The 13,118-nt window shown below is 69.2% G+C and carries 11 protein-coding genes; 7 read left to right on the forward strand and 4 right to left on the reverse strand.

Features of this window, described 5'->3' with window-relative positions; all coding sequences use genetic code 11:
- The first annotated feature begins 56 nt into the window (after positions 1–56).
- Together ACXYX3_RS22985 and ACXYX3_RS22990 are read left to right on the forward strand one after the other, a co-directional pair.
- On the forward strand, positions 57–890 hold the full coding sequence (locus tag ACXYX3_RS22985; RefSeq protein ID WP_458609138.1) for an FAD binding domain-containing protein: 834 nt from the start codon (positions 57–59) through the stop codon (positions 888–890).
- Positions 887–3,595 carry a molybdopterin-dependent oxidoreductase gene (locus tag ACXYX3_RS22990; RefSeq protein ID WP_458609139.1) on the forward strand — a complete coding sequence of 903 codons (2,709 nt, stop codon included), beginning with the start codon at positions 887–889 and terminating at the stop codon, positions 3,593–3,595. Before ACXYX3_RS22985 ends, ACXYX3_RS22990 begins: the two co-directional genes overlap by 4 nt.
- Before the next feature lie 55 nt (positions 3,596–3,650).
- On the opposite strand, the gene fadA6 is transcribed toward ACXYX3_RS22990, so the two are convergent.
- From fadA6 to ipdE1, 4 genes are read right to left on the reverse strand one after another with little or no spacing between them, the layout of a single operon-like run.
- Positions 3,651–4,799 (reverse strand): steroid 3-ketoacyl-CoA thiolase FadA6, encoded by a 1,149-nt coding sequence (gene fadA6, locus ACXYX3_RS22995; protein WP_241205412.1) that lies wholly within the window; start codon positions 4,797–4,799, stop codon positions 3,651–3,653.
- The gene (gene kstR2 / locus ACXYX3_RS23000) at positions 4,792–5,400 is read right to left on the reverse strand and encodes a TetR family transcriptional regulator KstR2 (protein WP_458609140.1); all 609 of its coding nucleotides are present in this window, start codon (positions 5,398–5,400) and stop codon (positions 4,792–4,794) included. The genes fadA6 and kstR2 overlap by 8 nt, the downstream gene beginning before the upstream one ends.
- On the reverse strand, positions 5,397–6,191 hold the full coding sequence (gene ipdF, locus ACXYX3_RS23005; RefSeq protein ID WP_458609141.1) for a (5R,7aS)-5-hydroxy-7a-methyl-1-oxo-2,3,5,6,7,7a-hexahydro-1H-indene-carboxyl-CoA reductase: 795 nt from the start codon (positions 6,189–6,191) through the stop codon (positions 5,397–5,399). The genes kstR2 and ipdF overlap by 4 nt, the downstream gene beginning before the upstream one ends.
- The gene (gene ipdE1, locus ACXYX3_RS23010; RefSeq protein ID WP_241205409.1) at positions 6,188–7,336 is read right to left on the reverse strand and encodes an acyl-CoA dehydrogenase IpdE1; all 1,149 of its coding nucleotides are present in this window, start codon (positions 7,334–7,336) and stop codon (positions 6,188–6,190) included. Before ipdE1 ends, ipdF begins: the two co-directional genes overlap by 4 nt.
- A gap of 56 nt (positions 7,337–7,392) precedes the next feature.
- On the opposite strand from ipdE1, the gene fadD3 reads away from it, so the two are divergent.
- The 5 genes from fadD3 to ACXYX3_RS23035 are packed head-to-tail and all read left to right on the forward strand — an operon-like array spanning position 7,393 to position 13,118.
- Positions 7,393–8,913, forward strand: coding sequence for a 3-((3aS,4S,7aS)-7a-methyl-1,5-dioxo-octahydro-1H-inden-4-yl)propanoate--CoA ligase FadD3 (fadD3, locus tag ACXYX3_RS23015; RefSeq protein ID WP_458609142.1), 1,521 nt, complete (start codon positions 7,393–7,395; stop codon positions 8,911–8,913).
- Positions 8,913–10,037 carry an acyl-CoA dehydrogenase family protein gene (locus ACXYX3_RS23020; protein WP_458609143.1) on the forward strand — a complete coding sequence of 375 codons (1,125 nt, stop codon included), beginning with the start codon at positions 8,913–8,915 and terminating at the stop codon, positions 10,035–10,037. Before fadD3 ends, ACXYX3_RS23020 begins: the two co-directional genes overlap by 1 nt.
- A 7-nt stretch (positions 10,038–10,044) precedes the next feature.
- On the forward strand, positions 10,045–10,998 hold the full coding sequence (locus ACXYX3_RS23025) for an acyl-CoA dehydrogenase family protein (protein ID WP_458609144.1): 954 nt from the start codon (positions 10,045–10,047) through the stop codon (positions 10,996–10,998).
- A gap of 20 nt (positions 10,999–11,018) precedes the next feature.
- Positions 11,019–11,954 carry an acyl-CoA dehydrogenase IpdE2 gene (gene ipdE2, locus ACXYX3_RS23030; RefSeq protein WP_458612193.1) on the forward strand — a complete coding sequence of 312 codons (936 nt, stop codon included), beginning with the start codon at positions 11,019–11,021 and terminating at the stop codon, positions 11,952–11,954.
- 9 nt (positions 11,955–11,963) lie between these two features.
- Positions 11,964–13,118 (forward strand): pyridoxal phosphate-dependent aminotransferase, encoded by a 1,155-nt coding sequence (locus ACXYX3_RS23035; protein ID WP_458609145.1) that lies wholly within the window; start codon positions 11,964–11,966, stop codon positions 13,116–13,118.

The raw sequence follows: 13,118 nt of genomic DNA on the forward strand, positions 1-13,118 counted from the left end.
CTCGCAGTTCGGCCGCTTGCCCTGCACCGCGACCACCCGCGATCTACGGTGCAGTGATGGACCTCAACACCGTCGAGGCGGTGCACACCCCGCCGTCCCGCGACGAGGTGTGGCCACTGGGGCCCACGGACGCGATCCTCGCAGGCGGCACCTGGCTGTTCTCCGAACCCCAGCCGCACATCGCCCGCCTGATAGACATCACCTCGCTGAACTGGCCGCCGATTGTGCTGTCGGACAACGGTATCGAGATCGCCGCCACCTGTACGCTGGCCGATCTCGCCGAGCTGTCGACCACCCTGCCCGGGCGTCGCCGGGACTGGACCGCGGCACCGCTGTTCGCGCAGTGCTGCACTGCGCTGGTGGCCGGGTTCAAGATCTGGCGCACCGCCACCGTGGGCGGCAACATCTGCCTGTCCCTGCCCGCGGGCTCGATGATCTCGCTGGCCACGGCACTGGACGGCACCGCGCTGATCTGGCAGCCCGATGGCGAGACGCGTACCGTGCCGGTCGCCGACTTCGTCACCGGGGTCATCTGCAACGTGCTGGCCATCGGCGAGGTCCTGCGGTCGGTACATCTTCCGGCGGCGGCCCTGCGCGGTCGGATCGCGTACCGCAAGCTGGCGCAGTCGCCGCTGGGACGGTCAGGCGTGGTCGTCATCGGCCGTCGCGACGCCCCGGCCGACGGCGGCGCACTCACGATCTCGGTGACCGCGGCGACAGTCCGCCCGTACGTCCTGCATGTCACCACCGTGCCGTCCAGGGATGCGCTGCGGGAGGCACTGTCGGTGATCCCGGACGACGCGTGGACCCGCGATGCCCACGGCGACCCCGACTGGCGCGCCGCGATGACGCACCGGCTGGCCGAGCAGATCGTCGACGAGCTGTCATGACGGTGACCGTCAACGGGATTGCCCGCGACGATGTTCCACGCCCGGGCCAGTGCCTGCGCACCTTCCTGCGGGAGCTGGGCCACTTCGAGGTCAAGAAGGGGTGCGACGCCGGCGATTGCGGCGCCTGCTCGGTACTCGTCGACGGCGCGGCCGTGCATTCGTGCGTGTACCCGGCTTTTCGCGCGGCCGGTCGGGAGGTGACCACCGCGGCCGGTCTCGGCGACGCCGGTGATCTACACCCGATGCAGCGTCGCTTCGTCGAGGCTGCCGGTTTCCAGTGCGGCTTCTGTACGGCGGGCATGGTGACCACTGCGGCGTCCCTGTCGGCCGTCGACCCGGAACAGCTCCCCCAGCAGTTGAAGAACAACCTGTGCCGATGCACCGGTTATCGGGCCATCACCGATGCCCTCTCGGGCACGGTGAACGTCGAGAAATCCGACGGCCAGGATGCGGGACGGTCGATCGGCGCGCCCGCCGCGGTCCGGGTGGTGACCGGAACCGAGGAGTACACCATGGATTTCGCGCCACCGGGGCTGCTGCACCTGGCGGTGCTGACCAGCCCGGTGGCCCATGCCCGTATCGTCTCCATCGACGCCTCGGCTGCCGTCGCCCTTCCGGGAGTGCGGCTGGTGCTGACCCACGCCGACAGTCCGGACGTGCGGTTCTCCACGGCGCGACACCAGAACCGGGACGACGATCCCGACGACACGGTGATCCTCGACGACGTCGTGCGGTTCGTCGGGCAGCGGGTGGCGGCGGTGGTCGCCGACAGCCCGGCGGTCGCGGAAAAGGGCTGCCGCGCACTCGTCGTCACGTACGAGGAGTTACCGGCCGTGTTCGATCCCGAGCAGGCCGCGGCGCCCGGTACACCTGCGCTGCACGGCGACAAGGGTGCGGACGCCCGGATCGCCGACCCGGCCCGCAATCTGGTCGCCGAACTGCACGGCGGGGTGGGCGACGTCGAGCGCGGCCTGGCGTCGGCACAGGGTGGCGCGGTGGTCCGCGGTCGCTGGCACACCCAACGAGTTCAGCACGCGCATCTGGAGACTCACGGGTGCACCGGATGGCGCGACGACGCGGGCCGGTTGGTGATCCGCACCAGCACGCAGGTCCCGTTCCTGGTGCGCGACGAACTGTGCCATCTGTTCGGGCTGTCCACCGACGAGGTTCAGGTGTTCACCAAGCGGGTCGGCGGTGGATTCGGCGGCAAACAGGAGATGCTCGTCGAGGACCTGGTGGCGCTGGCGGTACTACGGCTGGGCGAGCCGGTGCGCTACGAGTTCAGCCGCAGCGACGAGTTCATCAGCGCACCGTGCCGACACCCGTTCCGGGTGGACGTCACCGCCGCCGCCGACGCGTCAGGAGTGTTGACCGCACTCGCGGTCGACGTGCTCGTCGACGCCGGCGCCTACGGCAACCACAGCCCGGGAGTGATGTTCCACGGGTGCGGGGAGTCGATGTCGGTGTACCGGTGTGCGAACAAGCGGGTCGACGCCCGCGCGGTGTATACGAACAACCTCCCGTCGGGGGCTTTCCGCGGCTACGGACTCGGGCAGCTGATCTTCGCGATCGAATCCGCGCTGGACCAGCTCGCCGACCGTCTCGGGATGGACCCGTTCGATTTCCGGCGGCGCAACGTGGTCGTGCCGGGCGACGACTTCGTCGACGCGCACGTGCTCGATGACGATCTGACGTTCGGAAGCTACGGGTTGGACCAGTGCCTCGATCTCGCGCAGGCCGCGCTGCGCCGGGGCAACGGCGTGGCCGCTCCGCCCGGACCGCAGTGGCGCACAGGCGAGGGTATGGCGGTCGCGATGATCGCCACCATCCCGCCGCGCGGCCACCTCGCCGAGGCGGCGGTGAGCATCGACGCCGACGGGCGGTACACCCTGCGCGTCGGGACGGCCGAGTTCGGCAACGGGACCACGACCGTGCACGCGCAGATCGCGGCCACCGCACTCAACACGGTCGTCGACAACATCTCGATCACCCAATCCGACACGGCGGCAACCGGATACGATACCGGCGCGTTCGGCTCGGCCGGCACCGTGGTGGCGGGACAAGCCACGCTGGAAGCCGCGCAGAGACTCCGGTCCCAACTCGAGGCGGCGGCCTCGGAGATGACCGGTGTTCCCCGCGGTGCGTGCATGCTGACCCGCAACGGCGTGCACTGCGCGGGTCAGCTACTCGATTTCGCCGATCTGCCCGTGCCGCTGACCGGCCACGGCCGCCACGGCGGCACCCCCCGCTCGGTCGCGTTCAACGTGCACGCCGTCCGCGTCGCCGTCGACGTCGAGACCGGTGAGGTGCGCATCCTGCAGAGCGTGCACGCTGCCGACGCGGGGGTGGTGATGAACCCGCAGCAATGTCGAGGGCAGGTGGAAGGCGGTGTGGCACAGGGCATCGGCTCGGCGTTGTACGAGGAGATGCACGTCGGCCCCGACGGCGCGGTGTGGACGACCACGTTGCGCAACTACCATCTGCCACAGCTGGCCGACATCCCGGCGACCGAGGTGTACTTCGCCGACACCTACGACACGTTGGGGCCTTTCGGCGCGAAGTCGATGAGCGAAGCGCCCTACAACCCGGTCGCCCCCGCGCTGGCGAATGCCATCGCCCGCGCCACCGGCGCACGGGTGTACCGCCTCCCGATGACGCCGGCCCGGATCTGGCGAGCGCTCAGTTCTTCCGGCGAACAGACATGAACTCGAGCAGACACGCCGCGGAATCACTCGAGATTGTGTCTGTTCGCCGGAAGAACTAGAGCCGCTCGATGATCGTGACGTTGGCGGTGCCGCCGCCCTCGCACATGGTCTGCAGGCCGTAGCGGCCGCCGGTACGTTCCAGCGTGTTCAGCATGGTCGCGAAAAGCTTTGCCCCCGTGGCGCCGAGCGGGTGACCGAGCGCGATCCCGCCACCGCTGGGGTTCACTTTCGCGGGATCGGCCTTGATCTCCTTGAGCCAGGCCTGCACCACCGGCGCGAACGCCTCGTTGATCTCGACCGTGTCGATGTCGTCGATCGTCAGCCCGGTCTTCTCCAGCGCGTAGCGGGTGGCGGGAATCGGCCCGGTCAGCATGAACACCGGGTCGGCACCGCGGGCGCTGATGTGGTGGATGCGGGCGCGGGGCTTGAGGCCGTGCTCCTTGACCGCCTGCTCGGACGCCAGCAAGACCGCGCTGGCGCCGTCGGAGATCTGGCTGGCCATCGCCGCGGTCAGCCGGCCGCCGTCGACGAGGGTGTTCAGCGCGGCCATCTTCTCCAGGGAGGTGTCACGCGGGCCCTCGTCGACCCGGAAGCCCTCCACCTCGAGGATCTCGTTGTCGAAGTGGCCCGCCCGGATCGCCGCCTGCGCGCGCTGATGACTGGTCAGCGCGAACTGCTCCATGTCCTCCCGGCTGATGTCCCACTTCTCGGCGATCATCTCGGCCCCGCGGAACTGGGAGATCTCCTGATCCCCGTAACGATGGAGCCAGCTCTTGGATTCGTTGGTGGGAGAGGTGAACCCGAACTGTTCGGCGACGGTCATCGCCGAGCTGATCGGGATCTGGCTCATGTTCTGCACGCCGCCGGCCACGATGAGATCGGCCGTGCCGGACATGATCGCCTGGGCGCCGAACGAGATGGCCTGCTGGCTCGATCCGCACTGTCGGTCGACGGTCACGCCCGGCACCTCTTCGGGGAAACCGGCCGCCAGCCACGACAACCGCGCGATGTTGCCGGCCTGCGGACCGATCGCATCGACACAGCCGGCGATCACGTCGTCCACGGCACCCGGATCGACGTCGTTACGGTCGAACAGGCCGCGCCAGATCACCGCGCCCAGGTCGACCGGATGTACACCGGCCAGCGATCCGTTGCGCTTACCGATGGCGGTGCGGACGGCGTCGATGACATATGCGTCAGCCATTGTGGACTCCTTCTGTCGGGGTGATTCCACCGAGAACGATCGAAAGGTATTGCCGGCCGACCTCCTCGGCGGTCAGCGGACCGCCCGGCTGGTACCACCGGACCGACACCCAGGTGGTGTCGCGGATGAATCGGTAGACGAGGTCGACGTCGACATCCGGACGGAAATGCCCTTCCTCGATGCCCTGGGTGAGCACGTCGATCCACATCTTGCGCTGTTCTTTGTTGCGTTCCTCGACGTAGGCGAACCGTGGCTGCGCGGAGAGCCGCTTGGCCTCGTCCTGATAGATCACCACCTCGGCGTGCCGGGTCGCGATGGCCTCGAACGACGCCATGAACAGCCCCTTGAGGCGTTCGAGCGGGTTCGGTTCCGTCTCGACGATCTGCCGGTAACGGTCGAAGAGCCAGTCGAGGAAGCCGCGCAGCACCTCGTCGACCATCTCCTCCTTCGACGAGAAGTGGTGATAGAGGCTGCCCGAGAGGATTCCGGCCGAGTCCGCGATGTCGCGCACGGTGGTGGCGCGCAGGCCACGCTCGGCGAACATCGTCGCGGCGAGCGCGAGGAGCTCGTCGCGACGGGTGTTGGTGGCTCCGGCGCTCATGGGTGCTGGCTCGACACCGAGATCACCTCACCGGTGAGGTAACTGGAGTAGTCACTGGCCAGGAACGCGATGGTGGCCGCGACCTCCCACGGTTCGGCGGCCCGGCCGAACGCCTCGCCCTGGGCCAGCCGGTCGAGCAGCTCGGAGCTCGACGTCTTCTCCAGGAACTTGTGCCGGGCGATGCTCGGCGACACCGCGTTGATCCGCACGCCGTACTCGACCGCCTCGATCGCGCTGCACCGTGTCAGCGCCATGACACCGGCTTTGGCTGCGGCGTAATGCGATTGAGAGTGCTGCGCACGCCAGCCCAGCACGCTGGCGTTGTTGACGATCACCCCGCCGTGCCCGGCGTCACGGAAGTAGCGCAGCGCGGCCCGCGTCGCCCGCATCACCGACGTCAACGTCACGTTGAGCACCCGGTCCCATTCGTCGTCGGTCATGTCGATCACCGGGGTCTGACCGCCGAGGCCTGCGTTGTTGACCAACACGTCGAGCCGTCCGGCTTTGTCGACCGCCTCGGCGAACAGCCCGTCGACCGCCGCGGTGGAGGTGACGTCGCACACCACGGCGTGGACCTTGCCCAGGCCGAGCGCGGCGAGGTCGTCGCGCGTCTCACCCAGGCGGCGCTCGTGGTAGTCGGAGACCACGACGTCGGCGCCTTCGGCCAGCGCACGCCGCGCGGTCGTCGAGCCGATCCCGGTGCCCGCGGCGGCGGTCACCAGCACCACCTTGCCGGACAGCAGGTTGTGGCCCTCGATCTCGGCGGGGGCAACGGACAAGTCACTGGTCACGGGCGGGCCTCTCTGGGCAGGCCGAGCACACGCTCGGCGATGATGTTGCGCTGCACCTCATTCGAGCCGCCGTAGATGGTATCGGCGCGGGAGAACAGGTACAGCCGCTGCCACTCGCTGAATTCTCCCTCGGGCAGTGTGAGGCCCGCCGTGCCCACCACATCCATCGCGATCTCTCCCAGCTCGCGATGCCAGTTGGCCCACAGCAACTTCGACACGGAATCTTGACCCGGCCGTTCGACGTCCATCGTGGCCAGGGCGTACGAACGCATCGCGCGCAGACCCGCCCATGACCGGGTGAGCCGCTCCCGGATCAACGGATCGTCGGCGGCGCCCGTGCGCTTGGCCAGCTCGACGAGGTTGGAATGCTCGCGCGCGTAACGGATCTGCTGGCCCAGCGTGGACACGCCGCGTTCGAACGTCAGCAGTCCCATCGCCACTCGCCACCCGTCACCGGGTTCCCCGACCACCAGGTCGGCATCGGTGCGGGCATCGGTGAAGAACACCTCGTTGAACTCCGAGTCCCCGGTGAGCTGGATGATGGGGCGGATCTCGACGCCGGGCTGATCCAGTGGCACCAGCAGGAACGACAGGCCGGCGTGCCGCTTGGACCCCTTCTCCGAGCGCGCCACCACGAAACACCACTGCGCCCAGTGCGCCAGCGACGTCCACACCTTCTGGCCGTTGAGGATCCACTGGTCACCGTCGAGCACGGCCGTGGTCGACACATTGGCCAGATCACTACCTGCGCCGGGCTCGGAGTAGCCCTGCGACCACAACTCGGTGACGTCGAGGATCTTCGGCAGGAACCGCTTCTGCTGCTCAGGTGTGCCGTAGGCGATCAACGTGGGGCCGAGGAGTTCCTCGCCGAGGTGGTTGACCTTGTCGGGCGCATCGGCCTTCGCGTACTCCTCGTAGAACGCGACGCGGTGGGCCACCGACAACCCGCGGCCGCCGTGCTCCTCCGGCCACCCCAGACACGTCAGACCGGCGGCCGCCAGGTGGCGGTTCCAGGCCAGCCGCTCCTCGAAGGCCTCGTGTTCGCGACCGGGACCGCCCAACCCCTTGAGTGCCGCGAAGTCGCCGACCAGGTTCTCGGCCAGCCAGTCGCGGACCTGCGCCCTGAACTCCTGGACCTCAATCACCCCTGTAGGCTAACCTACCAAGCACTTGCTCGGGTAACCGATCCCCAAGGAGTTCCATGACCACCGCCGCGAGAACCACTCCCGCGGTTCTGGACCACATCGCGCGTGAACTCCCCGACCACCCCGCAGTCGTCACGCCCGCCGGGACGCTGACGTTCGCGCAGCTGCGCGCCGAGGTTCGCCAGGCCGCGGCCGCCTTGATCGCGGCGGGCACCGCTGCCGGTGACCGCATCGCGATCTGGTCGCCGAACACATGGCACTGGGTGGTGGCCTGCCTCGCCGTCCACCACGCCGGCGGCGTGCTCGTCCCTCTGAACACCCGCTACACCGCCAGCGAGGCCACCGACATCCTCGCGCGCACCGCGGCGCCGCTGCTGTTCGCCTCAGGGGCGTTTCTCGGTGCCGACAAGGCGGCGAGCATCGAACGGTCCTCGCTGCCCGCGCTGCGGCACATCGTGCGTATCCCCGTCGACGTCGACGACGGCACGTGGGACGAGTTCATGGCCACCGGAACGGATCTGGCCGCCGTCGACGCCCGCGCTGCGGCCGTCGGCGCCGACGACGTCTCCGACATCCTGTTCACCTCGGGCACCACCGGCCGCAGCAAGGGAGTCCGTTGCGCGCACCGACAATCCCTCGATGCGTCGGCGGCCTGGGCCGCCTGTGGGCAGCTCACCAGCGCCGACCGCTACCTGTGCATCAACCCGTTCTTCCACAACTTCGGCTACAAGGCCGGCATCCTGGCCTGCCTGCAGACCGGTGCGACGCTGTTCCCCGCCCTGACCTTCAACCCCGAGGCCGCGATGCGGGCCGTCGAAGAGCACCGCATCACCGTGCTGCCCGGGCCGCCGACCATCTACCAGACCCTGCTCGACCATCCGCGCCGCGCCGAGTTCGACCTGCACTCGCTGCGTTTCGCGGTCACCGGCGCCGCGACGATCCCGGTGGTGCTGATCGAGCGGATGCAGAACGAGCTCGACATCGACATCGTGCTGACCGCGTACGGGCTGACCGAGGCCGCCGGGTTCGGGACGATGTGCCGCGCCGACGACGACGCGGTGACCGTCGCCACCACGTCGGGCCGGCCGATCGCCGACTTCGAACTGCGCATCGGCGACCAGGGAGAAGTCTTGCTCCGCGGGCCCAACGTGATGCTGGGCTACCTCGACGACCCGGACGCCACGGCCGCGGCGATCGACGCCGAGGGCTGGCTGCACACCGGTGACGTCGGCGAACTCGATGACGCCGGCAATCTCAAGATCACCGACCGGCTCAAGGACATGTACATCTGCGGCGGCTTCAACGTCTACCCCGCCGAGATCGAGCAGGTGCTCGCGCGGCTGCCCGGTGTCGCCGAGGTCGCCGTCATCGGCGTACCCGACGAGCGGCTCGGGGAGGTCGGCAAGGCGTTCGTCGTGACGCTGCCCGGCACCGAGCTGACCGCCGCGTCGGTGATCGATCACGCGCGCGCCCACCTCGCCAACTTCAAGACCCCGCGCTCGGTCGAGTTCCTCGACGCGCTGCCCCGCAACCCCGGCGGCAAGGTGGTCAAACCTCAACTGAGAGAGAGGAACTGATGGACCTCCACATCGACGACGACACCGAGGCGTTCCGCGCCGAGGTTCGCGCATTCCTCGAGGGTCACACCGGCGACTTCCCCACCGAGTCCTACGACACCGCCGAGGGTTTCGAACAGCATCGACGGTGGGACAAGATCCTCTTCGACGCCGGGCTGTCGGTGATCACCTGGCCGCAGCGCTACGGCGGCCGCGACGCCTCGCTGCTGCAGTGGATCGTGTTCGAGGAGGAATACTTCCGCGCCGGCGCACCGGGACGCGCCAGCGCCAACGGCACCTCGATGCTCGCACCCACGCTGTTCGCGCACGGCACCGAAGAGCAACGCGATCGCATCCTGCCGAAAATGGCCAGCGGCGAGGAGATCTGGGCGCAGGCGTGGTCAGAGCCCGAGTCGGGCAGCGACCTGGCGTCGCTGCGCTCGACCGCCACCCGCACCGACGGCGGCTGGCTGCTCAACGGGCAGAAGATCTGGAGCTCACGCGCGGTGTTCGGGGAGCGCGCGTTCGGGCTGTTCCGTTCCGACCCAGAGGCACAGCGGCACAAAGGCCTCACCTACGTGATGTTCGATCTGAAGGCCGACGGCGTCACCGTGCGGCCGATCGCCCAACTCGGGGGCGCCACGGGTTTCGGAGAGATCTTCCTCGAAGACGTGTTCGTGCCCGACGAGGACGTCATCGGTGGCGTGCACGACGGCTGGCGCGCCGCGATGAGCACGTCGAGCAACGAGCGCGGCATGTCGTTGCGCAGCCCCGCGCGGTTCCTGGCACCTGCCGAACGGCTTGTCGCCCAGTGGAAGAACGATCCGAAGCCGGAGTTCACCGATCGGGTGGCCGATGCGTGGATCAAGGCCCAGGCCTACCGGCTGCACACCTTCGGTACCGTGACACGCGTGGCGGCCGGCGGCGAGCTCGGTGCCGAGTCGTCGATCACCAAGGTGTTCTGGTCCGACTTGGACGTGGCACTGCACCAGACCGCGCTGGATCTGCGCGGTGCCGACGGCGAGCTGATGGACAGCGTCACCGAGGGGCTGCTGTTCGCGCTCGGCGGCCCGATCTACGCGGGTACCAACGAGATCCAGCGCAACATCATCGCCGAGCGGCTGCTGGGCCTGCCCCGAAAGTAGACGAGACGTGAACTTCGAGATCGACGACCAACAGCGGGACTTCGCCGCGAGCATCGACGCCGCCCTCGGTGCGGCCAACGTCCCGGACGCGGTGCGGGCATGGGCGGCCGACGACACCGGGCCCGGCCGCAAGATCTGGGCGCAACTGGCCGACCTGGGCGTGACCGCGCTGATGGTGGCCGAACGATTCGACGGCATCGACGCCCACCCGGTGGATCTCGTGGTCGCCCTGGAACGGCTGGGCCGGTGGAACGTTCCCGGCCCGGTCGTCGAATCCATCGCTGTCGCACCGGTTCTGCTCGCCGACGACGAGCGGTCCGGTGCGCTGGCTGCGGGTGAGCTGATCGCCACGGTCGCCGCACCCCCGAGAGTCCCCCGCGCCGTCGACGCCGACACCGCCGGGCTCGTGCTGCTGATCGACGACGAGACGGTGGCAGAGGCCACGCCCGCCGAGCCGCACGCGTCCGTCGACCCCAGCCGCCGCCTGTTCGAGGTGACCCCGAGCGGGGCCGCGCATCCCGCCGACGGGGCGCGCGCGTTCGAGTTCGGTGCACTGGCGACGGCCGCACAACTGGTGGGAGCGGCGCAGGCCATGCTGGACGCGTCGGTCTCCTATGCCAAGCAGCGCAGCCAATTCGGCACCGTCATCGGCACGTACCAGGCCATCAAGCACAAGCTCGCCGACGTGCTGATCGCCGTCGAGATGGCGCGCCCGCTGGTGTACGGGGCAGCGCTCGCACTGGCCGACGGCTCCCCCGACACCGCGCGTGATGTGAGCGCCGCCAAGGTCGCCGCCGCCGATGCGGCGTTGCTCGCCGCCCGCTCGGCGCTGCAGACCCACGGCGCGATCGGATACACCCAGGAACACGACCTGTCGCTGCTGCTGCTCCGGGCGCAGGCCCTGCGGCCCGCCTGGGGTGACCCCACGTGGCACCGTCGACGAGTGTTGGAGGCATTGTGACGTCGAGCGACGAACGGGAGATGCTGCGCGACACCGTCGCAGCGCTGATCGACAAGCACGCCTCACCCGAGGCGGTACGAACGGCCGCCGCGTCCGAACGCGGCTACGACGAGTCGCTCTGGGCGATGCTGTGCGAGCAGGTGGGTGCCGCGGCGCTGGTGGTGCCCGAGGACCTCGGCGGCGCGGGCGGTGAACTCGCCGACGCCGCAGTGGTACTCGGCGAACTGGCCAGGGCACTGGTGCCCACGCCGCTGCTGGGCACCACGCTCGCCGAACTCGCCCTCCTCTCGCGGCCCGAGCCGCCCGCAGATCTGCTGGAGTCGCTGGCCGAGGGCAGCGCGATCGGCACCGTCGTGTTCGACCCCGGCTACGTCGTCAACGGCAACGTGGCCGACGTCGTCATCGCCGCCGACGGGGAAAACGTGAGCCACTGGCGGACATTCACCTCGACCGCGGCCGTCGCGATGGACATCACCCGTCCGCTGGCTGCGCTGGAACCCGGCGACACTGTGGTGCTCGGACCGGACCCGGGGATGGCCGACATGGCGGCGATCCTCCTCGCTGCCGAACAGGTCGGCGCGGCATCGCGCTGCCTGGACCTGACAGTCGCCTACACGAAGGACCGGGTCCAGTTCGGCCGGCCGATCGGCAGCTTTCAGGCGCTCAAACACCGGATGGCCGATCAGTACGTCGCGGTCGAGACCGCCCGCGCGATCGTCGACGAGGCCATCGAGGAGTACACCGCGGCACCCTCGCCGGTGGCGGCGGCACGGGCCCGGCTGGCTGCCAGCGAGGCGTTCACCGGTGTCGCCGCCGAGGCGGTGCAGATGCACGGCGGTATCGCGATCACGTGGGAGAGCGACATCCAGCTCTATTTCAAGCGGGCCCATGGCAGCGCGCAGCTGCTCGGAGCCCCCCGCGAGCAGGTGCGCCGCCTCGAATCTGAACTGTTCTAGCCTGGCTGCATGAGCGTTTCGCTGCGGTCCGGCATCCCCCCGTTCTATGTGATGGATGTCTGGCTCGCCGCGGCGGAGCGGCAACGCACGCACGGCGATCTGGTCAATCTGTCCGCCGGGCAGCCCAGCGCGGGCGCGCCGACGGCCGTTCGCGAGGCGGCGATCGCAGCGCTGAACAACGATCGTCTCGGCTACACCGTCGCACTCGGCATCCCCGAGTTGCGTGCTGCGATCGCCGCGACCTACGACCATCGGCACGGCCTGGCTGTCGCCCCCGATGACGTCGTGATCACCACCGGCTCCTCGGGCGGGTTCCTGCTGGCGTTCCTGGCCTGCTTCGACGCCGGCGACCGGGTCGCGATCGCCAGTCCCGGCTACCCCTGCTACCGCAACATCCTGACCGCGCTCGGCTGCGACGTCGTGGAGTTGCCCTGTGGACCCGACACCCGCTTCCAGCCGACCCTGGACATGCTCACGAACCTGGACCCACCCGTGGCCGGCGTCATCGTGGCGAGCCCGGCAAACCCCACCGGGACCGTGATCCCGCCTGCCGAGTTGGCGGCGATCGCGACGTGGTGCGCCGAGTCCGGTGTGCGCTTGATCAGTGACGAGGTGTACCACGGCCTGGTCTACCCAGGGGCTCCCGACACCAGCTGTGCATGGGAGACATCACGCGAAGCCGTTGTGGTGAACAGTTTTTCGAAGTACTTCGCGATGACCGGATGGCGGCTGGGGTGGCTGCTGGTGCCGGAGGAGTTACGCAGGGCCGTGGACCGGCTGACGGGGAACTTCACCATCTGCCCGCCGGTCCTCCCCCAGCTGGCGGCCGTCGCCGCGTTCACCGAGGACTCCATCGCCGAGGCGGAGGCGTTGCTCGACGGCTACGGCGCCAATCGCACATTGCTGCTCGACGGTCTGCGCGGGCTCGGAATCGACCGCCTCGCACCCGCAGACGGCGCGTTCTACGTCTACGCCGACGTCTCCCACGTGACCACGGATTCGCTGCGCTTCTGCTCGACGCTGCTGTCGGACACCGGCGTCGCGATCGCGCCGGGAGTCGACTTCGACACGGTGCGGGGAGGAGCGTCGGTGCGGCTGTCCTTCGCCGGACCGTCCGCCGACATCTCCGAGGCGCTGCGCCGCATCGGCGCGTGGCTGCGGTGA

The organism is Mycobacterium sp. Panama NTM2 (assembly GCF_054355555.1).

Coding starts and splice junctions, on each gene's coding strand:
- ACXYX3_RS22985 (WP_458609138.1), top strand. CDS start 57: ATGGACCTCAACACCGTCGAGGCGGTGCACACCCCGCCGTCCCGCGAC.
- ACXYX3_RS22990 (WP_458609139.1), top strand. CDS start 887: ATGACGGTGACCGTCAACGGGATTGCCCGCGACGATGTTCCACGCCCG.
- fadA6 (WP_241205412.1), bottom strand. CDS start 4,799: ATGGCTGACGCATATGTCATCGACGCCGTCCGCACCGCCATCGGTAAG.
- kstR2 (WP_458609140.1), bottom strand. CDS start 5,400: ATGAGCGCCGGAGCCACCAACACCCGTCGCGACGAGCTCCTCGCGCTC.
- fadD3 (WP_458609142.1), top strand. CDS start 7,393: ATGACCACCGCCGCGAGAACCACTCCCGCGGTTCTGGACCACATCGCG.
- ACXYX3_RS23020 (WP_458609143.1), top strand. CDS start 8,913: ATGGACCTCCACATCGACGACGACACCGAGGCGTTCCGCGCCGAGGTT.
- ipdE2 (WP_458612193.1), top strand. CDS start 11,019: ATGCTGCGCGACACCGTCGCAGCGCTGATCGACAAGCACGCCTCACCC.
- ACXYX3_RS23035 (WP_458609145.1), top strand. CDS start 11,964: ATGAGCGTTTCGCTGCGGTCCGGCATCCCCCCGTTCTATGTGATGGAT.